Here is a 21,037-nt window from a genome sequence, read left to right on the forward strand (position 1 = left end):
GCGCGCCACTGGAAATGCCGAGCGATCCGGGGCAGGATGGGGGTATGTCTACTACCGCATTCAATTCCGCACCCGTGAACACCACCGGCTCGCTGCCCGCAGTCGGCGCGGACCTGCCCGCCTTCGAACTGGTCGGCGGCGACTTGGCCCCCGTGACCTCGGCCGATCTGGCCGGCAAGAAGCTCGTCCTGAACATCTTCCCGTCGCTGGACACCGGTGTGTGCGCGGCCTCCGTGCACAAGTTCAACGAACTCGCCGCAGACCTCGACGCCACCGTAGTGTGCGTGTCCAACGACCTGCCGTTCGCCCAGGCCCGTTTCTGCGGGGCAGAGGGCATCGACAACGTCATCGTCGCCTCGGGCTTCCGCTCCGGCTTCGGACAGGACTACGGCGTGACCATGGAAGACGGCCCGCTGGCCGCCCTGCTGGCCCGCTCGGTCGTCGTCGCCGACGCCAATGGCAAGGTCGTCTACACCGAACTGGTCCCGGAGATCACGACCGAACCGGACTACGATTCCGCCGTCGAAGCCGTCAAGGCCGCATGATCGACAACCCGTTGGCGGGCACCTGCCCGTGCGGCGGGAAACCAGAGGGGGCCGCGTTCGCAGACTGCTGCGGACCGGCCCTTTCCGGTGCCCGCTGGCCCGAAACGGCCGAGTCCCTGATGCGTTCGCGCTATACGGCCTTCGCGCTGGCCGATGAAGACCATCTGTTCCGCACCTGGCACCCCCGCACCCGGCCGCCGGGCCGGCTGAGCGACGCCAATACCCGCTGGACCGGCTTGGAGCTCGGCCGGGTGATCGGAGGGGGAGCCGAGGACAAGACCGGCACCGTCGAATTCACCGCGCACTACGTCGGGGCCGGGGCCGGCCCGGGTGTGATGCACTGCGTCTCCACCTTCGCCCGCCGGGCCGGACGCTGGATGTACGTCGAGGATCTCTAGGGGCGCGCAAGGCCCAGAAACTCGCGCAGCGCGGGCAGCTCCCGCCTGGCCTGCGACAGGCCCAGCCGATGGGCCGCCGCCAGGCGGGACAGGTCACGGGTGCTGTTCTTCAACGGCATCACCTCGGGTGCGAAGATATGTGCCCTGCCCTGCCGTTCGAGCTCGAAGATCCGCTCCCTGGTCGCGTTGTAGCGCTCATGGCGGGTGAACATGGCCTCCACCAGGCGGGGATAGCTCCGGAAGTGGGCGCGCAGGAAGGAACGCATGCCCACCGGCTCCTTGACGTAATCGCGCTGCTGGGTCAAGACGATGACGAAGCGCTCGAACCCCGCTTCCTGTGCCAGGGTCAGGGGGATACCGCCATCGGCGCCCATGGCCCCGTCGACGTAGAGCCTGCCGTCGATGTCCACCGGAGGCATGATGACCGGCATGGTCGACGATGCCTGTACTCTGGCCATCAGATCGTCCATCCGCGCATAGTCCGCCTTCGACCACACCACTTCCGCGCCGGTGCGCACATCGAAGCCCACGCACAGCATATCGGCGGGATTGTCCTGGAAATCCCGCCAGTGAAACGGCAGGGCCATACCCGGCTCGCAGGTCTCCCGGTAGATGTACCGGGCATTGAAATAGCCCTGGCCCCGGCTGAAACTGCGCCATCCTCCGAAGCGCTCATCGGCGGGGAAGTCGACGAAGGACCTACGGGTGCGTTTGGCGTCGCGGGAGACGTAGTTCGCGGCATTCGAAGCACCGGCGCTGATACCCGCCACCCAATCGAAATCGATGCCCTGTTCCAACAGGGTCACCGCAAAGGCGCTGGTCAGGGCCGCGCGCATGCCGCCGCCCTCGAAGACCAGGGCCGTATCGGAGATTCTGGTTCCCATACTCCGAACTCTAACGGGGCACGGCGCCCTCGCGTGGACCGGGCACAGATCGCCGTTCGCACGTGGGACAATCGGGTCATGACCGAAAACCAGAACGACCTGCCCACTGACGAGCTGCGCTCAGTGACGATCACCCGCCTTGCAGAGGGCCGATACCTGGCCCGGAATGCATCGGGGAACACGCTCGAGTTCGGGCGCGACGAGGAACTGTTCAGCCCCGTCGAACTGCTATTGGCCGCGATCGCCGGCTGCTCCTCGATCGACGTCGACGTGGTGACCAGCAGGCGCGGCGAGCCGGACCGCTTCGATGTCACGGCTGCCGCCCGCAAGGTCACAGAGGACGGGGCCAATCGACTCGACGACGTGCATCTGTCGTTCGATTTGGCATTCCCCGACACAGAGGCCGGGCGCAAGGCCGCCGGCACTGTGGAGCGGGCGGTGCAGCTCTCACACGAGAAGTACTGCACGGTCTCGCGCACCGTACAACACGGTGCGCGGGTGGATTTCGAGGCGCACACCGAACTGGACTGAGCACCCGGCGGGCGGGTGGAACCGGGCGGTTGCCCGCCCGCGCCCCCAGCGGTCGCCGGCTTACTTCAGAGCCTTGCCGACCTTGTGCAGGCGGTGACTCAGCTGCATGATCCGCACACTGCCCACAACGCCGGCGATGAGGATGCCGGCGATGGCGGACAGGATGATCGCAACGCCCAGGGGCAGGCTGAACTCCCAACCGAAGTAGTGGAAGACCGCGGCCTCGTTGTTCTGCACGATGAAGACCAGCAGCAGCACCAGCACGACTGCGCCCACGATGAGCGAGATCCACATGCCGATGCTCAGCCCGGAGGTTCCCGGCACCGTGACCGGGGGGACGACCTCGGCTTCGGTAGGCGCTTCGGGGCCGTCCTCGCCGGTTGGCTGAGTCGGCTCCAGGGCGTCCGGTGACCCGGTCCGGTCCGATGCCGCGATGACCTCGCGTCCGGGCAGCTGTTCCTGCGGGTCGACTGGGGAGTTCTCGTCTGCGGGTGTTGTGGATTCGTCCATGGCAGAACCCTATCAACGACACACGGGCCCGGTCCCACTCCACGCGGAGTGGGACCGGGCCCGTGTGCCGACTATCGGACGGCGTCAGCCGCCGACCGCTCAGGCGAGCGCGTCGATGATCCGGTTGAAGGTCTGCGAGGGCCGCATGGCCGCGGTGACCAGAGCATCGTCCGGGTTGTAGTAGCCGCCCAGCTCGACCGGCTGCCCCTGAGCCGCCAACAGCTCGGAGACGATGGTGTCCTCGTTCGCGCGCAGTTCGGCCGCGACCGGGGCCAGGGCCTCGGCCAGTTCGGCGTCCGTGGTCTGCTTGGCCAGTTCCTCGGCCCAGAACAGGGTCAGGTAGAAGTGGCTGCCGCGGTTGTCGATCTCGCCGACCTTGCGCGAGGGCGAACGGTTCTCACCCAGGAAGGTCTCGGTGGCCGCGTCGAGGGTGTCGGCCAGCACACCGGCGCGCTCGTTGCCCTCATTGTTGAGCAGATGGCGGAAGCTCTCGGCGATGGCGAAGAATTCGCCGAGGGAGTCCCAGCGCAGGTGGCCCTCTTCGACCAGCTGCTGGACGTGCTTCGGAGCGGAACCGCCTGCACCCGTTTCGAACAGACCGCCGCCGGCGATCAGCGGAACGACGGAGAGCATCTTGGCCGAGGTGCCCAGTTCCAGGATCGGGAACAGGTCGGTGTTGTAGTCGCGCAGCACATTGCCGGTCACGGAAATCGTGTCCTCGCCGCGGCGGATCCGCTCGACGGAGAACTTCGTGGCCTCGATCGGGTTCATGATCCGGATGTCCAGGCCGTCGGTGTCGTGCTCGGCCAGGTATTCGTTGACCCGGGCGATGAGGTTGCGGTCGTGGGCGCGGGTCTCATCGAGCCAGAACACCGCGGGGGTCCCGGACAGGCGGGCGCGGGTGACGGCCAGCTTGACCCAGTCGCGCACCGGCACGTCCTTGGTCTGGCAGGCGCGCCAGATGTCCCCGGCCGAAACCTCGTGGCTCAGCAGTACCTCGCCGGCGGCGTTGACGACCTCGACGGTGCCCGCGGCCGGGATTTCGAAGGTCTTATCGTGGCTGCCGTACTCCTCGGCCTTCTGCGCCATCAGACCGACATTGGGCACATCGCCCATGGTCGATGGATCATAGGCGCCATTGGCGCGGCAATCCTCGATGACGGCCTGGTAGACGCCGGCGTAGCTGGAGTCGGGGATGACGGCCAGGGTGTCCTGCGTCTGGTCGTCCTTGTTCCACATCTTGCCGCCCACGCGGATCATCGCCGGCATCGAGGCGTCGACGATCACGTCGGAGGGCACGTGCAGGTTCGTGATCCCCTTGGCGGAGTTCACCATGGCCAGTGCGGGGCCGTCGGCGAAGGCCTTGTCGACCTCGGCGCGGATGGCCGCGGCGGTGTCGGCGTCGAGCTCGTCGAGGCCGGCCAGGATCGCGCCCAGGCCGTCGTTGGCCGACAGTCCGGCTTCGGCCAGCTGTGCGCCGTACTGGGCGAACACGGTCGGGAAGAACGCCTTGATGACGTGGCCGAACAGAATCGGGTCGGAGACCTTCATCATGGTGGCCTTCAGGTGCACGGAGAACAGCACGCCGGCTTCCTTGGCCGCGGCGATCTGCTCGGTGAGGAATTCATCGAGCTTGGCGACATTCATGAACGTGCCGTCGACGATTTCGTCCTTGAGCACCTTCAGGCCGTCTTTGAGCACCGTCACGTCGCCCTTGGCGTCGGTCAGGCGGATGGTCAGCACATCGTCGGCGGGCAGGATGACGGACTTCTCATTGGACCGGAAGTCGTCGTGGCCCATGGTGACGACGTTGGTCTTGGAGTCCTTGGACCATTCGCCCATCGAGTGCGGGTGCTTCTTCGCGAAGTTCTTCACGGCCTTGGGGGCGCGGCGGTCCGAGTTGCCCTCGCGCAGAACCGGGTTGACGGCCGAACCCTTGACCGAGTCGTAGCGGGCGCGGATGTCGCGTTCCTCGTCGGTCGAGGGCTCCTCCGGGTAGTCCGGGATGTCGAAGCCCTGGGACTGCAGCTCCTTCACCGCGGCCTTGAGCTGGGGGACGGAGGCCGAGATGTTCGGCAGCTTGATGATGTTGGCCTCGGGGGTCTTGGCCAGTGCGCCGAGTTCGGCCAGCGCGTCGGGGCGCTGCTGCTCGGCGGGCAGACGGTCGGCGAACAGTGCGAGGATGCGTCCGGCCAGCGAGATATCGCGCATCTCGACCCCGACACCGGCCTTGTGGGCGAATGCGTCGATGATCGGCTTGAGCGAATAGGTCGCCAACAGCGGCGCCTCATCCGTCCGGGTGTACATGATCTTTGCCATAGTGAAGAACCACTCCAGATCGTTCTTAAGGGTTTAAGCACGGTCAGTCTATCGGGTGGGTTACTCTGGGAGGCGCGCCGTCCGGCGCTCGATACGACCCGCGCGCCTGCGGCCGGGGTCCCGCGTACGACCCAGAGGAGTCCGACAGCCCGTGGCCAAGCTCTACTTCCGTTATGGCGCGATGAATTCGGGGAAGTCCACGGCCCTGCTGCAGGCCGCCTTCAACTACGAGGAGCGCGGCCAGCGGGTGCTGGTGGCCAAACCCTCAGTCGACGTCAAGGGCGCGGGCCAGGTGATGTCGCGGCTGGGCGTGACCCGCGCGGTCGACTTCCTCATCGGCGTCGAGGACGACGTCGAAGCGCTGTTCAACGACGAGGCCGGGATGATCGCCCACGACGCCCTGCTGGAATCGGTCGGCGGTGTCCCACCGGTGGCCTGCCTGCTGATCGACGAGGCGCAGTTCCTGACGCCCGAGCAGATCGACGGACTGATGCGCATCGCGACGCTGCGCGGGGTCCCCGTGATGTGTTACGGCATCCGCACGGACTTCCGGACCAGGGCGTTCCCCGGCTCGGCCCGGCTGCTGGAGATCGCGCACACCCTTGAAGAACTCAAGACGATCTGCCGCTGTGGGCGCAAGGCGATGTTCAACGGCCGCCGCATCGACGGCCGGTTCGTCTTCGCCGGCGACCAGGTCGCCATCGACGGGGTCGAAGCGACCTACGAATCCCTGTGCCCTGCCTGCTACCTCGAGGAGTCGGGCGGCCGCCTGGGGTGAGGGCCTGCGGTAGCGTGGAGCCATGCTGAAACTGACGTACTCGGTGCTCAACCCCGAATACACCCACGCTCCCACCGTCATCCTGGGTCCGCCCCTGGGGGCCCACGCCGCCGTCTGGGCCGGTGTGGCCTACAGGCTGGCCGAGGAGTTCCGCGTGGTGACCTACGATCTGCCCGGCCATGGTCTGGACCTGGAGAACTTGGCGGCCGCCCGCGCCGGAGAACTGGACTATACGGTCGCCGACCTCGCCACCGGTGTGGTGGCGATCGCCGATGAGCTCGAACTCGACACCTTCCACTTCGCCGGCTGTTCGATCTCCGGCGGGGTGGCCCAGCACCTGGCCCTGGACCATGCTGAGCGCTTGGCCTCGGTCGCCGTCCTGTGCTCCCAGGAGCGCTTCGGCGATCCGCAGACCTACCTCGACCGGGCGGCCGAGGTGTTGCGCGACGGGACGCGTTCGCTGGTGGCCGATACAGCGGACCGGTGGTTCGCCGCCGGATTCCTCGACGAGGACAATCCGACCGCCGGGATCGTGCTCGAAATGCTCGCCGGCACCGATGATGCTGCCTACGCGGCGGCCTGCCGGGCCCTGGCGGGCTACGACCTGACCGGTCGCACCCAGGCCATCACCGTGCCGGCACTCTACATCGCGGGGGTTCAGGACCCCGGGGCTACCCCGGAGCTGATGGAATCCCTGGCCGCACGGATCGCCGGCGCGAAGTTCGTCACCATCCCGGATTCGGCCCATCTGTGCCTGGCCGAACACCCCGAACTCGTCGCCGACCACCTGGAGGAGCTCTTCCTTGCCCACTGACTCAGCGAATCCGACCCATCTGTTCGAACCCATCACGCTGCGCGGCCTGACGGTGCGCAACCGTATCTGGTTGCCGGCCATGTGCCAGTACTCATCGCCCACCGGTACGGGGATGCCGGGGGACTGGCACCTCGTACACCTGGGCGCCAGGGCGACAGGGGGCTTCGGCCTCCTCATCACCGAAGCCGCCGCCATCGTGCCCGAGGGGCGTATTTCCCCACAGGATGCGGGCCTGTGGAACGACGCCCAGCGCGATGCCTGGCGGCCGATCGTCGACTTCGTCCACGGGCAGGGTGCCGCCATCGCCGTACAGCTGGCCCACGCCGGCCGCAAGGCGGGCACCTACCGGGGATTCGTGGGGGAGCCCACGGGTGTGGCACCGGCATCCGCCGGTGGATGGGAGCCTGTCGGGCCATCGGTCCTGCCCTATCCGGGCCTGGCCACACCGCGGGAACTGACGACAGGGGAAGTCGCCGAGGTCTCCCGCGCCTTCGCCTCCGCCGCGCGCCGGGCCGTGGACGCCGGGTTCGACACCGTGCAGCTGCACGCGGCCCACGGCTATCTGCTCCACGAGTTCCTCTCGCCGATCTCGAATCGGCGCACCGACGCCTACGGCGGTGATCTGGCCGGCCGTGCCAAGCTCCTGCTGGACACCGTCGACCTGGTGCGCGCGGAACTGGGAGAGGACCGTCCGCTCCTGGTCCGGATGTCCGCGACCGAATGGCTCGACGAAGCGGACGACTCGGTCGATCCCACCGTCCGGGGGCTGACGCTTAACGATGCGGTGACGGTCGCCGGCTGGCTGGCCGAGCGCGGGGTGGACATGATCGACGTGTCGAGCTCCGGCAACACCCCGGCGCGGATTCCGGTGGGTCCTGGCTATCAGGTACCCCTGGCCGCGCGGATCAAAGCGGAACTGGCCGCCCGCGCGCAGTCGGCAGGCGCCTCGGCCGCAGGGGCCGTGCCGGCCATCGGCACGGTCGGGCTCATCACGGAACCCGCCCAGGCGGAATCCCTGCTGGTCACCGGTCAGGCGGATATCGCACTAATCGGCCGGGCCGCACTGCGCGAACCCGCCTGGCCGCAGCGCGCCGCACACGAACTGGGCCTTGACTGGCACACAGCACCCTACCCGCCGCAATACACCCGTGGTCGCTGGTAGGTCACCGGCCGTCTTCGGCGGGGGTTGTGAGTTCGAGGCCGACCACGCCGATGAGGACGAGGGCCAGGAAGAGGATCTTCGTGATGCTGAAGGGCTCACCGGCCACGGCGGCCCAGACCGCGGTCGCGGCGGTGCCGACACCGGCCCATACGGCATAGGCGGTGCCCAGGGGAATCCTGCGCATCGCCACCTGTAGGCCGCCCACGGACAGGGCCATGCCGATGACGAAGCCAGCCAGATTCCACGGGTGGAAGAGCCCGGCGTCCAGGGCGTGTGCCCAGACCGCTTCGAACATCCCGGCGACGATGAGGATCGGCCACGCCCAGGCCTTGGTGGGGGAGTAAGCTCGTAGGCTTTGCATGGTGCTCATCAGCCCACCGCCTTCAGTCCGACCGCCCCGCCCAGCAGGCAGGCGATGAACAGGCAGCGCAGAACGCTCAGGCGTTCGCGGCCACGGACCACCGAATAGACAATCGTGGTCAATGCGCCCACTCCGACCCAGACGGCGTACGCGGTTGTTACGTCGATGGCAGTCAGCGCCCAGGCGAGGCCACCGAGGGACAACAGGGATCCCAGGATGTAGAAGACGATGCGCCAGATCAAGCGCGTATTGCGGGCTGCCAGGGCGGCCGCCCAGATGATTTCGCACATTCCGGCGGCGATGAGTACCAGCCAGGCCGCACCGGAGGATAAATCGGTCATGGGAATTCGGGGGAACGTCTTTGCGCGTGGGCCGGTACGTTGCCATTCGTCGGCTGGCGCGGTCGGCGCCCGAATCGAAACTAGCACACCGGGCCGTGCCCCACCGTGGTCACATCCACTAGGCTGCCGATATGCAGACAATCACACTGGGCGACGTCACGGTCCGCTGGATCAGCGTCTCCGATATGGAAAACAACGTCTACCTTTTGACCTCGGCGGCCACCGGCGCACAGGTGCTCATCGATGCGGCGGCGGACGCTCCGGCGATCCGCGAGCTCATCGCCGCCGGCTCGGGCAGTGCACCGGTGGCGATCCTGACGACCCACCGGCACTGGGACCATGTCAGGGCCCTGGCCGAAATCGCGGGCACCGGGGCCGAGGGCAATACGATTCCCGTCTATGCGGGAGCCGACGATGCCCAGGCAGTGGCCGAGGAATCCGGAGCGCCGGTTGACAGGCAGATCAACCACCTGGAGGACCTCGCCTTCCCCGGCTTCACCCTGCACGCGGTCAAACTGCGCGGGCACACCCCCGGGTCGATCGCATATGTGCTGGCAGACGGAGCACAGACCATCATTTTCTCCGGCGACTCGCTGTTCCCCGGTGGGCCGGGCAAGACGTGGAACGAGGCGGATTTCGACTCCCTGATGGCGGACCTGCAGGCGCGGATCTTCGCGGTGTACCCCGACGATGCGCTGGTCCTGCCGGGCCATGGCGATACCACCACCCTGGGGGCGGAGCGCCCACACATCCCCGAATGGCTGGCCCGCCGCTGGTGAGGAGCCGCGGGCGGTGAGGGCCCGCCACGGGTGAACCATCGCCTGTGTGGATACTCCAGCGGTTAACAGGGCAGGGGCCCCGGGAACGATTCCCGGGGCCCCTGCCCTGTTACCTGCGACTGCCGGTCCCAGCCGGCGCAGGTCACTTGGCGGCGAGGTCCTCGCTGGTCGCCGCGATGAGCAGATCGCGGGCCGTGCGGCGCTGCCGCTGCTCCTCTGGGTTGGGCACCGGAACGGCCGCGATGAGGCGCTGCGTGTACGGGTGCACGGGATTCGCGACAACGTCTTCGCTGGGCCCGACCTCCACCAGGTAGCCGTGGCGCATCACGGCGATCCGGTCGGAGAGCATCTCGACCACGGCCAGGTCGTGGGTGATGAACAGGGACGCGAAGCCGTACTCCTGTTGCAGCCCCTTGAACAGCTCCAGCACTTTCGCCTGCACCGACACGTCCAGGGCGGACGTCGGCTCGTCGGCGATCAGCAGCTTCGGCTTGAGCGAGAGCGCACGGGCGATGCCGATGCGCTGCCGCTGCCCACCCGAGAGCTCGTGCGGATAGCGGTTGCGCATCGAGCGGGGCAGCTCGACGGAGTCCAGCAGGGCCTCGACCCGCTTGCTCAGTTCCGCTCCCTTGATCCCGTCGTGGAGCATCATCGGCTCGCCGATGCTCTCACCGACTGGCAGACGCGGATTGAGCGAGGAGCCCGGGTCCTGGAAGACGATTCCGACTTCCTTGCGATAGGGCCGCAACTGCTTATCGCCCAGCCCCGTGATGTCGTGGCCGTTGACCTCGATGGAACCCTCGACCACGGGCAGCAGGCCCAGGGCCGCGCGCCCGATCGTCGTCTTGCCCGAACCCGATTCGCCCACCAGGCCCACGACCTCGCCGGGGGCGATGGTCAGGTCGATGTGGTGGGCGGCCCGGAACGCAGGCGTCCGGCCGACCTTGGGATATTCGATCGCGGCGTCGGTGAAGCGCAGCGCGACATCGGCGGTCGACGGCTGCGACCCAGGATGGTAGATCGTCTCCTTGGAATCCAGGGATACGTTCGCCGGGATCCAGGAGGCGTCCAGGTGTTCGGCCTCGCGGACATCGGCCGCGCCCTCCGAGCCGAAAGCCGCCGGGGCATCCGACTCCTTGCCCAGGTGGGGCACCGCAGCCAGCAGCTGCTTGGTGTACGGATGCTGCGGATCGTGGAAGATCTGCTCGGCCGGACCGTTCTCCACCACACGGCCCGCGCGCATCACCAGGATGTGGTCGGCCATGTCCGCCACCACGCCCATATCGTGGGTGATCAGGATGATGCCCGAATCCAGCTTGTCCTTCAGCTCACGCATGAGCTTGAGGATCTCGGCCTGGACCGTCACGTCCAGGGCCGTGGTCGGCTCGTCGGCGATCAGCAGGCCGGGCGAGCAGGCCAGGGCCTGGGCGATCATGATGCGCTGGCGCTGACCGCCGGAGAGCTGATGCGGATAATGGTCGAAACGGCGTTCGTACTCCGGGATCTCGACCATGCGCATCAGATCCAGCGCCTTCTCCTTGGCCTCCTTGGGCCCCATGGCGAAGTGGGTGCGCAGCACCTCCATGATCTGGAAGCCCACGGTGTAGACCGGGTTGAGCGCGGTCATCGGCTCCTGGAAGATCACGGAGATCTCCTTGCCGCGGATCTTCTGCAACTCCTCATCGGGCATCCCGATGAGCTCCTTATCGCCCAGTCGGGCCGAACCGGTGGCGCGTCCGTTCTTGGGCAGCAGACCGATGAGCGACATCGAGGACTGGGACTTGCCAGAGCCGGACTCGCCCACGATGGCCAAGACCTCGCCGGCGTGCAGGGTGTAGTGCAGATCGTCCGCGGCTGTGAACCATTCGTCGCCGACCCAGAACTTCACTCCCAGGCCGTCGACCGTCAGGATCGTCTGTCCGCGCTTGCCCGTTGACTTTGTATTCGTATCGGCCATGTCAGTTCCGTCCCTTCTGCCCGTCCTCGGTGTCCCCGCCGGATCCGCCCGGATCCGGTTCGCCCTGTGTGGCGGCCAGCGGCTTGCCGATCTTGAAGGGCTCGGCCAGGTTCGAGGCGGCCCGCAGGGCGCGCTCGGCCTTGCGCATCTGGCGCGAGGACGGGATCTTGCGCTGGCGCGGATCGAAGGCGTCGCGCAGGCCGTCACCGATGAAGTTCACACACAGCGCGATGATGATGATGAACAGGCCCGGCCACCAGAACAGCCAGGGACGGGTTGCGAACGAACCCTGGTACTGGTTGATCAGCTGGCCCAGGGAGACCTGGGGGGAGTGCACGCCGAAGCCCAGGAAGCTCAGCGCGGTCTCCAGGACGATCGCCTGGCTCATCAGCAGCGTGGTGTTGACGATGATGACGCCCATGGAGTTCGGCAGCATGTGCTTGAACATGATGCGGAAGTCGCTGGCACCGGCCACCCGGGCCGAATCGACGAACTCGCGTTCGCGCAGGCTCAAGAACTCGCCGCGCACCAGACGCGCCAGGCCGGGCCACATGATGGCGCCCAGGGTGACCGCCAAGAGGGCGGGGGAGTCCATATGGCCGGCCAACACACCCAGGATCGCGCCGACGACGATGGTCGGCAGCATGACGAAGCCGTCGGTGATGCGCATCAGCAGATTGTCTACCCAGCCGCGGTAGTAGCCGGCGAGTGCCCCCACGATGACGCCGATGATGAGCGCGACCGCGCCCATGATGACCATCATCATCAGGGAGGTCTGGACGCCCTTCATGACCTGGGCGAAGTTGTCGCGGCCGATGTCGTCCTGGCCGAACGGATGGTCGCCCAGGTTGAAGAAGTGCGACAGGCTCCAGCTGGGGGCGCCGCCGTCGACTACGTCCGAGGTGTTGTAGTGGTTGTACTTCCACCAGCCGGGAATGGCTCCCACGCCCTGGGCTGAGAAGGAGAACAGCAGCACGACGATGAGCACGACCAGGCTGATCATGGCGCCCTTGTGGCGCAGGAACTTGCCCAGGACGATCTGGCCCTGGGACTTGCCCGCGGTCTCCTGCGCTTCGATCGCGCCTTCGCCTTCGAGGATGGTGTCGCCTTCGTGCTTCGAAGGATCTTGCATTGGAGTACTCATGCTGTCACCCGGATTCTGGGATCGAGGATGCCGTAGACGAGGTCCGCCACGAGGTTCGCGGCGATCGCCAACAGGCCGGTGATCAGGATATAGGCCATCAGCGGGTTGATGTCCGCATTCTCCAGGGAATCGGAGAACATCTTGCCCATGCCGGCCCAGCCGAACACGGTCTCCGTCATCACGGCACCGCCGATGATGGACATGACGTCGACCGGGACGATCGAGGCCAATGGCAGCAGGGCATTGCGCATGGCATGGCGCATGATGACGGTGCGCTCGTTGAGGCCCTTGGCCCTGGCCGTGCGGATGTAGTCCTGGTTCATGACCTCCAGCATCGATCCGCGGGTGTAGCGGGTGTAGGTGGCGAAGGAGATGAGGATCAGGGCGATCGAGGGCAGCAGCAGGTGGGTGTACGTGTCCAGGGTGTGGATCCAGAAGTTGCCCTGCAGGCCCGGTTCGCTGGCGCCGATCGTGCGGATCGGGCGGCCGGAGATCTGCGAGAGCTTGGAGTACTGCCCCCAGTACTGCATGGCCTGGTCGATGAAGATGATGACGCCGGAGATCAGGCCGACGATGCCCGTGGTCCTGGCCGACTGCCATTTATCGGGCCCGCCGAAGGCCAGGCCGATCGCCATTCCGGCCAGCACGGCCAGCACGGTGAAGGCGATGATGAGCCAGACGGTCGGATTGAAGAAATGGTAGTACCACTGCATCGCATAGTAGATGACCCCGCCCATCACCACTGCCGTGGTCAGTGAGGCGTAGAGGGCCCTGCGGTTCTCCAGCCCGGTCGACAGCAGCGTGGTGACCACGGCGCCTGCCAGGGACAGCACCAGGGAGCCGACGATGCCGATGCCCGGGTTGTTCAGCCAGCCGGTGGTGAAGATGAAGATGAGGACCGCCAGCGTGATGACGAGGGCCGCTGCGAAGTTGATGAGCCTTCTGCGCATCGAACCGCCCATCGCGCCCATCCAGAACAAGCCCAGCACCACGGCCGCGATGATGATCAGCGGCCAATTGGTCTGCGGGTTCTGCAGGTAGTTGTTGAACCCGATGGAACCGTACTGCTTGAGCAGCACGGCGACCCAGAAGACCGGCAGGGAGTACATGAGGAACGTGATGAAGGTGATCACGTAGTCGAAACTCGTGTACTGGCGCAGAGCCGAGACCAGGCCGACGAACACGCCCAGGATGATGGCGATGATCGTAGCGGCGAACACCAGCTTCAGCGAGGTGCCGACAGCCGCCGGCAGCATGTCGGTGACTTGCTGGTTGGTCTTCCACGCGAGTCCCAAATCGCATCTGCCGATGACGCAGGACCCGACTCCGCCCAGCCACCAGAGGTAGCGCACGGGGGAGGGCACGTCGAGGTTCAGCAGCGCGATGCGGTTCGCGATGTCTTGTTCTTTGCTGGGCGAGGTCGACTCCCTCAGATCCGCTAGTGGATCGATCGCCAGATCGGTCAACACGTAGAGGATGAACGTCACGATGATCATGACGACCAAGGAGGATGCCAACCGTCGCAGAAGGTATTTGATCATGATGTTTCCTTCGCTGACGGTCCGGCGGCGGTGGGCCCGGACCCCGAAGTGGGTCGGGTCCACCGCCGTCGGTTCATCTTCGATATGCGATTATCTGTCCGCCTCCCGGCGGTCTACTGGACCTTCCAGTCGAAGTAGTTCCAGAACAGCGTAGGCGCCACGGAGGTCGAGTTCACGCCTTCGATGGTGTTCTTGACGCCGATGACCTCGGGGAACTGGAAGATCGTGGTGCCGAAGCCGTCGTCGACCAGGTGCTTTTCGATCTTGCCGCTGATATCGGCCTGCTTGGCCGGATCGAGTTCGCCCTGCAGCTGATCGAACAGCTTGTCGACCTCCGGGTTGTTGTACTTCCCGTAGTTGTTCTGGCCGGTGGAGCGGAAGTTCGCGTCCGCGGCGGAGACACCGGTGTTCTCGGACTGCCAGCCGAACAGCGAGGCGTCGTAACGGCTGGTGTCGGGCAGGTGCTCGCTCCACTGGGCATCGGCGCCGTCGACGACCTGGAAGCCCGCCTGTTCTGCGGATTCCTTGATCAGCTGGAACTCCTGCTCACGGCGGGCGTTGCCCTTCGCGTAGATCAGGCGGACCTTGGGCTTGGAGACCCCCGCCTCGCTCAGCAGCTTCTTGGCCCCGTCCACGTCGACCTTGCCATAGGCGGCATCCCAGCCGCCGTCCTTGACCATCTGGTCGTAGGTGGGGGACCCGGGCACCTGGATGAAGGAATCGCGGACCTGCGCGTCCTCCTTCAGCGGCTTGATGATGTCATTGACGATCTTCTCGCGCGGGATGGTCTGCAGGAAGGCCTTGCGGACCTTCTTGGCCTTCTCTTTATCCCCGCCGTAGGTCTTGGGGTCGAAGGGGCCGCCGTTGGCGAAGACCAGGTCCACGTGCTCATAGGTGGCGCCGTCGGCGTTGAGGACGTTGACCCCGTCGATTGCCTTGACGGACTTGAGGATGTCCGCGGTGGCCTGCGGGTTGATCATGTCGACCTCGCCGTTCTGCAGGGCCTGGACCGCGGCGGTCGGATCCTCGTTGAAGCGGAAGGTGATCTTCTTGAAGTCGGGCTTGCGCTCGCCCGCATAATCATCGCGGCGCTCCAGGGTCAGGAACTGGCCCTCCTGGAATTCCGTCATCTTGAACGGACCGGTGCCCACCAGCAGATCCGGATCGCTGGGCAGCTTGGTGAAGTCGAAGCCGGTGTTCCACACATTGGCCAGCTTGGTCAGGGATGCCTTGTCGTCGTCCTTGAAGGCCTTGAGGACGGCATCGTTGGCCTTGGTGGCATCGTCGAGGCCCAGGGCCTTCTTCGCCACGATGTGGGCGGGCAGGCCGGAGTCCTGCTGGCTCAGGGTGATCTCCCAGTCCGCGAAGGGCTTGGAGTATTCGAAGGTCACGGACTTGCCGTCATCGCTGATCTCGGGGAACTTCTTGATCAGGGCGATGCCGGGGTCGGCGGAGTTGAAGACGACGTTCTCGCCGCTCTGCTTCTTGACGTTGCCTGAATCATCGGCGACCTTGGCGGCGTCCTTCGTATTGAAGTTCGTGCTCTGGGCGCCCCAGGCCAGGACCAAGTCGGCAGCCGAATAGGGAGTGCCGTCGGACCACTTGGCCGTGTCGGCAATCGTGAACTTGACCTTCATGGGGCTGTCGGAGACCTTCTCGACCTTGCCGAAGGAGGTGTTCGGCTGGACCTTGAGGTCATGGTCGTAATAGCTGAAGGCGTCGTCGGTGAAGTACTTGATGTTCGAGTTCGCGACGGCGTTGGCCGTGGAGGAATTGATATTCGAGGAGTAGAACGACTGGTTCCACATCACCTTGAGTTCGGCATCGCCGTTGCCGCCGCCATCAGCGGAGGCATCGCCACCGCCGTTGTTCGGGGTGCAGGCGGACAGCAGCAGGGCGGTGGCGGCGGCTGCCGCACCGAGAGACAAGAAGCGCTTCTTCACTTCTTCTCCTTTCGTAGGTACGGGTCGTTTCGACCCAGTAGATGACCGGAGGATCCGGGTCCCCGTGCCCGAAGCCCTCACTTGTGAAAGGAGTGGGAGCCCGATGCACGGTGCATGAGTAACGCCACTCTATTCCACAATGTGGTCGTTCGCACAATCTGTGACGTGGAGATCCTATGGCGTTACATGACCGTCATATTCATGTGGCCTGTGACCGGGCTGAACTGGGCAAACGCATGCTCCGTCCGAGGGGTGAATGCACGGCGGCCCGCATCCGGGGATCGGATGCGGGCCACCAACTCCTGTATCCGCGGGGTGCGGATGCAGGGTGTTTCGTGTGTGCCTGCTGTTACTGCATCTTCCAGTCGTAGAAGTTCCAGAACATCGTGGGTGCCACGGTGATATTGGAGACGCCCTGCAGGGTGTTCTTATACGAGGTGATCGAGGGGAACTGGTAGAGCGTGATGCCGAAGCCGTCGTCGACCAGGTGCTTTTCGACCTGACCCTCGATCTGCGCCTGCTTGGCGGGATCGAGTTCCGTCTGCAGCTGGTCGTAAAGCTTGTCCACGGCCTTATTGGAGTACTTGCCGTAGTTGTTCTGGGCGCCGGTGCGGAAGTTCGCATCGGATTCGGTGACCGCGGTCGAGGTGGACTGCCAACCGAACAGCGAGGCATCGTACTTGTCGATCTGCTGCAGGTGCTGGCCCCACTGGGCGTCCGCGCCGTCGACGATCTGGAATCCGGCCTGTTCGGCGGATTCCTTGATCAGCTGGAATTCCTGCTCGCGGCGGACGTTGCCCTTGCCGTACATGATGCGGACCTTGGGCTTGGAGGCGCCGGCTTCGGCCAGCAGTTTCTTGGCACCGTCGATGTCCTGCTTGCCGAAGGCGTTCTCGATCCCGCTGTCCTTGACGATCTGGTCGTAGTCGGGCGATCCGGGCACCTGGGTGAAGGAGTTGCGCACGGCGGCGTCGTCCTTCAGCGGCTTGATGATGTCGGTGACGATCTTCTCGCGCGGAATCGCCTTGAGGAAGGCCTGACGGACCTTGAGTGCCTTGTCCTTGTCCCCGCCGTAGGTCTTGGGGTCGAAGGGGCCGTCATTGTCGAAAACCAAATCGACGTGTTCGTAGGTGGCGTCGTCGCCGGTGTCGGTCTGCACCCCGTCCAGGCCCTGGACGGACTTGAGGATGTCCGCGGTGGCCTGGGGCTGGATGATGTCGACCTCGCCGTTCTGCAGGGCCTGGACCGCGGCGGTCGGATCCTCGTTGTAGCGGATCGTGATCTTCTGCACGTTGGGCTTGCGGGCGCCCTCGTAGTCGTCGCGGCGCTCCAGCGTGAGGTATTGGTTCTCCTGGAAGTCTGCGATCTTGAACGGCCCGGTGCCCACCAACAGGTCCGGATCACTGGGCATCTTGGTGAAGTCGAAGCCGTTGTTCCAGGTGTTCGCGATCTTCGCCAGGGACTTGTCGTCCTTGTCCTTGAAGGCCTTGAGGACGGCCTCATTGGCCTTGGTGGCATCGTCGATGCCCAGGGCCTTCTTCGCCACGATATGGGCGGGCAGGCCGGAATCGGTGGTGGTCAGATTGTTCACCCAGTCGGCGAAGGGCTTGGAGTACTCGAAGGTCACCGACTTGTTGTCGGCGCCGATCTCCGGGAACTTCTTGATCAGTGCGACGCCGGGGTCTGCGGCGTTGAAGACGACCGTTTCGCCCTTCTGCTTCTTGACATTGCCCTCTTCGTCCTGGACCTTCGTCAGATCCTTGGTGTTGAAGTTAGTGCTCAAGGCGCCCCAGGCCAGGACGAGGTCCGCGGCGGAATAGGGCGTGCCATCGGACCACTTGGCCGTGTCGGCGATCGTGTACTTGATCTTCAGAGGATTGTCCGAGACCTTCTCGACCTTGCCGAAGCTCTCATTGTCCTGGAGCTTGAGGTCCTTGTCGTAGTACTTGAAGGCATCGTCCATCATGTACATGATGTTCGAGTTCGCGGTGGCGTTGCCGGTGGTCGTGTTGTTGTTCACCGAGCGCAGGGGCTCGTTCCACATGACCTTGACCTCGGCATTGTCATTGCCGCCTTCGGCCGACGCGCCCGACCCTCCGTTATTGGGCGTGCACCCGGCCAGCAGCAGGGCGGCCGTCGCCGTGAGCGCGGCCGCGCTGAGGAAACGCTTTTTCACGTTGTCGTCCTTTCATGGGATGGGGATCTTCCCCAAGCGCTCCCGGAGTGTTCTCTGGGAGTTTCTTCCGATTATGCCCGTGATGGAATGCACAGTAGACACAATCCCGCAAGTCTATGTCGGAATGTGGGAAACAGCACATTTCGAGTGTGGGAGCCACGGGCCGGGAAACTGGATTGGATAGAGTGCAGGACATGCCTGAAGACACCGGACCAGAACCCGCCCAGACCCTGCCGGGCAGTGATATCGCTCTTTTGCAGACGCTGCGCTCCGGGGGCTCGGCGCCGTTGTGCTGGATCACCGCGGTGATCGTCGTGGTCGCGGTGGTGTCCCTGTTCGTCCAGGCCGGGCCCGCCGACGCCATCGCCCTGTCGGGCATCCCGCTGGCCTTCGGCGCCGCGGTTTGGTTGGCCTTCTACTTCCCCCGGGTCGAACTGAGCCCCGCCGGGTTGCGAATAGTCAACGTCTTCAGTGTCACCACGCTGCCCTGGCCGGCAGTGGAATCCTTCGACCTGCGTTTCGGGCTGACTGTGCACACTCGGTGGGAACGCAAGTACTCCGCCTGGGCCCTGCCCGGCTCCAAGCGACGCCCCCGGCAGCAGGAGGGGCAGAAGAAGAAGGCGGTGAGCGCGGTACCGGACCCCAAAGCGCAGGCGGTGGTGGACTATTTCTCCGCATTGCGCACCTTGGGCGCGCTGGACGACCCGCGCATCGACCCGACCCCTCCGGTGCGCCAATGGATCCCGTGGGCGGTTGCTGTGGCGGGAATCGCACTGGTCTGGGCGGTGCTGGGCATTCTGTCCCTTTGACCGGATGCGTACAATTGACTATGGCGCGCCCGTGCCCTGGGTTCGGGCGCGATGAACCGTGAGCGCGGCGGCAGTCACCGGTGCGCTTGTCAATCTGTCTTAAGTAAGGGACTCCATGACTGAACACACCTCGCGCCGGGCTGACCGACGCAACGTCGCCATCGTTGCCCACGTCGACCACGGCAAGACCACCCTGGTGGACGCCATGCTGCGCCAGACCGGCGTTTTCGGCGAACACGGCGAGGTTGCCGAACGCGTCATGGACTCCGGTGACCTGGAACGCGAAAAGGGCATCACCATTCTGGCCAAGAACACTTCGGTGCTCTACAACGGCAAGAGTGCAACCGACGGCCCCGTCGTCATCAACGTCATCGACACCCCGGGGCACGCCGATTTCTCCGGCGAGGTCGAGCGCGGCCTGTCCATGGTCGACGGCGTCGTGCTGTTGGTCGACGCCTCGGAGGGCCCGCTGCCGCAGACCCGTTTCGTGCTGCGCAAGGCGCTGGCCGCGAACCTGCCCGTCATCCTGGTCGTGAACAAGACCGACCGTCCCGACGCCCGGATCGACGGTGTGCTCGAAGAGACCCAGGACCTGCTGCTGGGCCTGGCCGCCGACCTGTCCGAGGAACACCCGGACCTGGATGTCGACGCCGTCCTCGACGTGCCCACCGTCTACGCCTCCGGCAAGGCCGGCGCGGCCAGCACCACCCAGCCCGCCGACGGCGAACTGCCCGACAACGATGATCTCGAACCCCTGTTCGCCACGATCCTCGAGCACATCCCGGCCCCGGCGTACAACGACGACGGTGTGCTGCAGGCCCACGTGACCAACCTCGACGCCAGCCCGTTCCTGGGCCGTCTGGCCCTGCTGCGCATCTACGGCGGCACCCTGAAGAAGGGCGAGCAGGTCGCCTGGGCACACGGTGATGGCACCATCACCCAGTCCAAGGTCACCGAACTGCTGGAGACCCAGGGGCTGAAGCGGGTTCCCGCCGAAACCGCCGGTCCCGGCGACATCGTCGCGATCGCTGGTATTCCGGAGATCATGATCGGCGATACCATTACCGACCTGGAGGATCCGCGGCCCATGCCGCCGATCACGATCGACGATCCGGCGATCTCGATGACCGTCGGCATCAACACCTCGCCGCTGGCCGGCCGCGAGAAGAACACGAAGGTCACCGCACGGATGGTCAAGGACCGTCTGGATCAGGAACTCGTGGGCAATGTGTCCCTGAAGGTTCTGCCGACCGAACGCCCCGACGCCTGGGAGGTCCAGGGCCGTGGTGAACTGGCCCTGTCCATCCTGGTCGAGCAGATGCGCCGTGAGGGCTTCGAGCTGACCGTCGGCAAGCCCCAGGTCGTCACCAAGACCATCGACGGCAAGCTCAACGAGCCGATGGAGATCATGACGATCGACGTGCCGGAGGAGTTCCTGGGCAATGTCACGCAGCTGATGGCCGCCCGCAAGGGCACCATGCTGGCGATGTCGAACCACGGCACCGGCTGGGTCCGGATGGAGTTCCGGGTCCCCGCGCGCGGCCTGATCGGCTTCCGCACCCGCTTCCTGACCGACACCAAGGGCACCGGCATCGCCAACTCGATCGCCGACGGCTACGCCCCTTGGGCCGGTGCGATCGAATTCCGCACCAACGGCTCGATGGTCGCCGACCGGGCCGGTGTCGTCACCCCCTACGCGATGATCAACCTGCAGGAGCGCGGTTCCTTCTTCGTCGAACCGACCTCCGAGGTCTACGAGGGCCAGGTCGTCGGCGAGAACTCGCGCGCAGACGATATGGACGTCAACATCACGAAGGAGAAGAAGCTGACGAACATGCGTTCGGCGACGGCTGACTCCTTCGAGGCCCTGACGCCCCCGCGCAAGCTGACGTTGGAGGAATCCCTCGAGTTCGCCAATGAGGACGAGTGCGTGGAGGTCACCCCGGCCTTCGTGCGCATCCGCAAGGTGATCCTCGACGGCAAGGAACGCCACAAGGCCGCCGGCGCCCGTCGCCGTCAGAACGCCTGAGAGGTTCTGAGCCGCA

The 21,037-nt window shown here is 65.5% G+C and carries 19 protein-coding genes; 9 read left to right on the forward strand and 10 right to left on the reverse strand.

All coding sequences use genetic code 11. The features are described 5' to 3' along the window. Positions 1-44: 44 nt before the first annotated feature. Together tpx and NQ036_RS09100 are read left to right on the forward strand one after the other, a co-directional pair. The gene (tpx, locus tag NQ036_RS09095) at positions 45-545 is read left to right on the forward strand and encodes a thiol peroxidase (protein WP_257047159.1); all 501 of its coding nucleotides are present in this window, start codon (positions 45-47) and stop codon (positions 543-545) included. Further along, positions 542-943 carry a YchJ family protein gene (locus NQ036_RS09100; RefSeq protein WP_257047160.1) on the forward strand — a complete coding sequence of 134 codons (402 nt, stop codon included), beginning with the start codon at positions 542-544 and terminating at the stop codon, positions 941-943. The genes tpx and NQ036_RS09100 overlap by 4 nt, the downstream gene beginning before the upstream one ends. On the opposite strand, the gene NQ036_RS09105 is transcribed toward NQ036_RS09100, so the two are convergent. Then, positions 940-1,827, reverse strand: coding sequence for a patatin family protein (locus tag NQ036_RS09105; protein ID WP_257058427.1), 888 nt, complete (start codon positions 1,825-1,827; stop codon positions 940-942). The genes NQ036_RS09100 and NQ036_RS09105 overlap by 4 nt on opposite strands. Before the next feature lie 78 nt (positions 1,828-1,905). Between NQ036_RS09105 and NQ036_RS09110 the strand changes: the two genes are divergently transcribed. Then, on the forward strand, positions 1,906-2,358 hold the full coding sequence (locus NQ036_RS09110; protein ID WP_257058429.1) for an OsmC family protein: 453 nt from the start codon (positions 1,906-1,908) through the stop codon (positions 2,356-2,358). 60 nt (positions 2,359-2,418) lie between these two features. Here the strand turns inward: NQ036_RS09110 and NQ036_RS09115 are convergent, their stop codons facing one another. Both NQ036_RS09115 and NQ036_RS09120 read right to left on the reverse strand, forming a co-directional pair. Then, a complete protein-coding gene (locus tag NQ036_RS09115) occupies positions 2,419-2,868 on the reverse strand; it encodes a lipopolysaccharide assembly LapA domain-containing protein (protein ID WP_257047163.1) in 450 nt (149 codons plus the stop codon). A gap of 99 nt (positions 2,869-2,967) precedes the next feature. Then, complete coding sequence (locus tag NQ036_RS09120; protein ID WP_257058431.1) at positions 2,968-5,187, reverse strand: NADP-dependent isocitrate dehydrogenase; 2,220 nt, start codon at positions 5,185-5,187, stop codon at positions 2,968-2,970. A gap of 151 nt (positions 5,188-5,338) precedes the next feature. Between NQ036_RS09120 and NQ036_RS09125 the strand changes: the two genes are divergently transcribed. From NQ036_RS09125 to NQ036_RS09135, 3 genes are read left to right on the forward strand one after another with little or no spacing between them, the layout of a single operon-like run. Further along, positions 5,339-5,965: a thymidine kinase gene (locus NQ036_RS09125; RefSeq protein ID WP_257058433.1), complete on the forward strand. Its 627-nt coding sequence runs from the start codon at positions 5,339-5,341 to the stop codon at positions 5,963-5,965. Between the two features lie 22 nt (positions 5,966-5,987). Beyond that, the gene (locus NQ036_RS09130) at positions 5,988-6,779 is read left to right on the forward strand and encodes an alpha/beta fold hydrolase (RefSeq protein ID WP_257058436.1); all 792 of its coding nucleotides are present in this window, start codon (positions 5,988-5,990) and stop codon (positions 6,777-6,779) included. Beyond that, entirely contained in the window at positions 6,769-7,941 is a 1,173-nt protein-coding gene (locus NQ036_RS09135; RefSeq protein WP_257058438.1) for an NADH:flavin oxidoreductase/NADH oxidase, read from the forward strand. Before NQ036_RS09130 ends, NQ036_RS09135 begins: the two co-directional genes overlap by 11 nt. A gap of 1 nt (position 7,942) precedes the next feature. Here NQ036_RS09135 and NQ036_RS09140 read toward each other — a convergent pair whose 3' ends face one another. Both NQ036_RS09140 and NQ036_RS09145 read right to left on the reverse strand, forming a co-directional pair. Continuing rightward, on the reverse strand, positions 7,943-8,311 hold the full coding sequence (locus NQ036_RS09140; RefSeq protein ID WP_257058439.1) for a multidrug efflux SMR transporter: 369 nt from the start codon (positions 8,309-8,311) through the stop codon (positions 7,943-7,945). Further along, positions 8,311-8,643: a multidrug efflux SMR transporter gene (locus tag NQ036_RS09145; protein WP_257047170.1), complete on the reverse strand. Its 333-nt coding sequence runs from the start codon at positions 8,641-8,643 to the stop codon at positions 8,311-8,313. Before NQ036_RS09145 ends, NQ036_RS09140 begins: the two co-directional genes overlap by 1 nt. Before the next feature lie 131 nt (positions 8,644-8,774). Here NQ036_RS09145 and NQ036_RS09150 point away from each other — a divergent pair, with 131 nt between their 5' ends. Further along, on the forward strand, positions 8,775-9,422 hold the full coding sequence (locus NQ036_RS09150) for an MBL fold metallo-hydrolase (protein WP_257047171.1): 648 nt from the start codon (positions 8,775-8,777) through the stop codon (positions 9,420-9,422). Positions 9,423-9,564: 142 nt separating this feature from the next. Here NQ036_RS09150 and NQ036_RS15670 read toward each other — a convergent pair whose 3' ends face one another. From NQ036_RS15670 to NQ036_RS09180, 5 genes are all read right to left on the reverse strand, one after another. Next, entirely contained in the window at positions 9,565-11,379 is a 1,815-nt protein-coding gene (locus NQ036_RS15670; protein WP_306428115.1) for an ABC transporter ATP-binding protein, read from the reverse strand. Between the two features lies 1 nt (position 11,380). Beyond that, a complete protein-coding gene (locus tag NQ036_RS09165) occupies positions 11,381-12,523 on the reverse strand; it encodes an ABC transporter permease (RefSeq protein WP_257047172.1) in 1,143 nt (380 codons plus the stop codon). Beyond that, positions 12,520-14,064 (reverse strand): ABC transporter permease, encoded by a 1,545-nt coding sequence (locus NQ036_RS09170; protein WP_257047173.1) that lies wholly within the window; start codon positions 14,062-14,064, stop codon positions 12,520-12,522. Before NQ036_RS09170 ends, NQ036_RS09165 begins: the two co-directional genes overlap by 4 nt. A gap of 113 nt (positions 14,065-14,177) precedes the next feature. Next, the gene (locus NQ036_RS09175; protein ID WP_257047174.1) at positions 14,178-16,007 is read right to left on the reverse strand and encodes an ABC transporter family substrate-binding protein; all 1,830 of its coding nucleotides are present in this window, start codon (positions 16,005-16,007) and stop codon (positions 14,178-14,180) included. 349 nt (positions 16,008-16,356) lie between these two features. After that, the gene (locus NQ036_RS09180; protein ID WP_257058441.1) at positions 16,357-18,183 is read right to left on the reverse strand and encodes an ABC transporter family substrate-binding protein; all 1,827 of its coding nucleotides are present in this window, start codon (positions 18,181-18,183) and stop codon (positions 16,357-16,359) included. A gap of 194 nt (positions 18,184-18,377) precedes the next feature. Here NQ036_RS09180 and NQ036_RS09185 point away from each other — a divergent pair, with 194 nt between their 5' ends. Further along, positions 18,378-18,992, forward strand: a complete 615-nt coding sequence (locus NQ036_RS09185; protein WP_257047177.1) for a PH domain-containing protein — start codon at positions 18,378-18,380, stop codon at positions 18,990-18,992. A gap of 115 nt (positions 18,993-19,107) precedes the next feature. After that, a complete protein-coding gene (typA, locus tag NQ036_RS09190; protein WP_257047178.1) occupies positions 19,108-21,021 on the forward strand; it encodes a translational GTPase TypA in 1,914 nt (637 codons plus the stop codon). Positions 21,022-21,037: the final 16 nt, after the last annotated feature.

This window comes from Brevibacterium sp. 91QC2O2, assembly GCF_024580695.1.
Classification (GTDB): Bacteria; Actinomycetota; Actinomycetes; order Actinomycetales; family Brevibacteriaceae; genus Brevibacterium; species Brevibacterium moorei.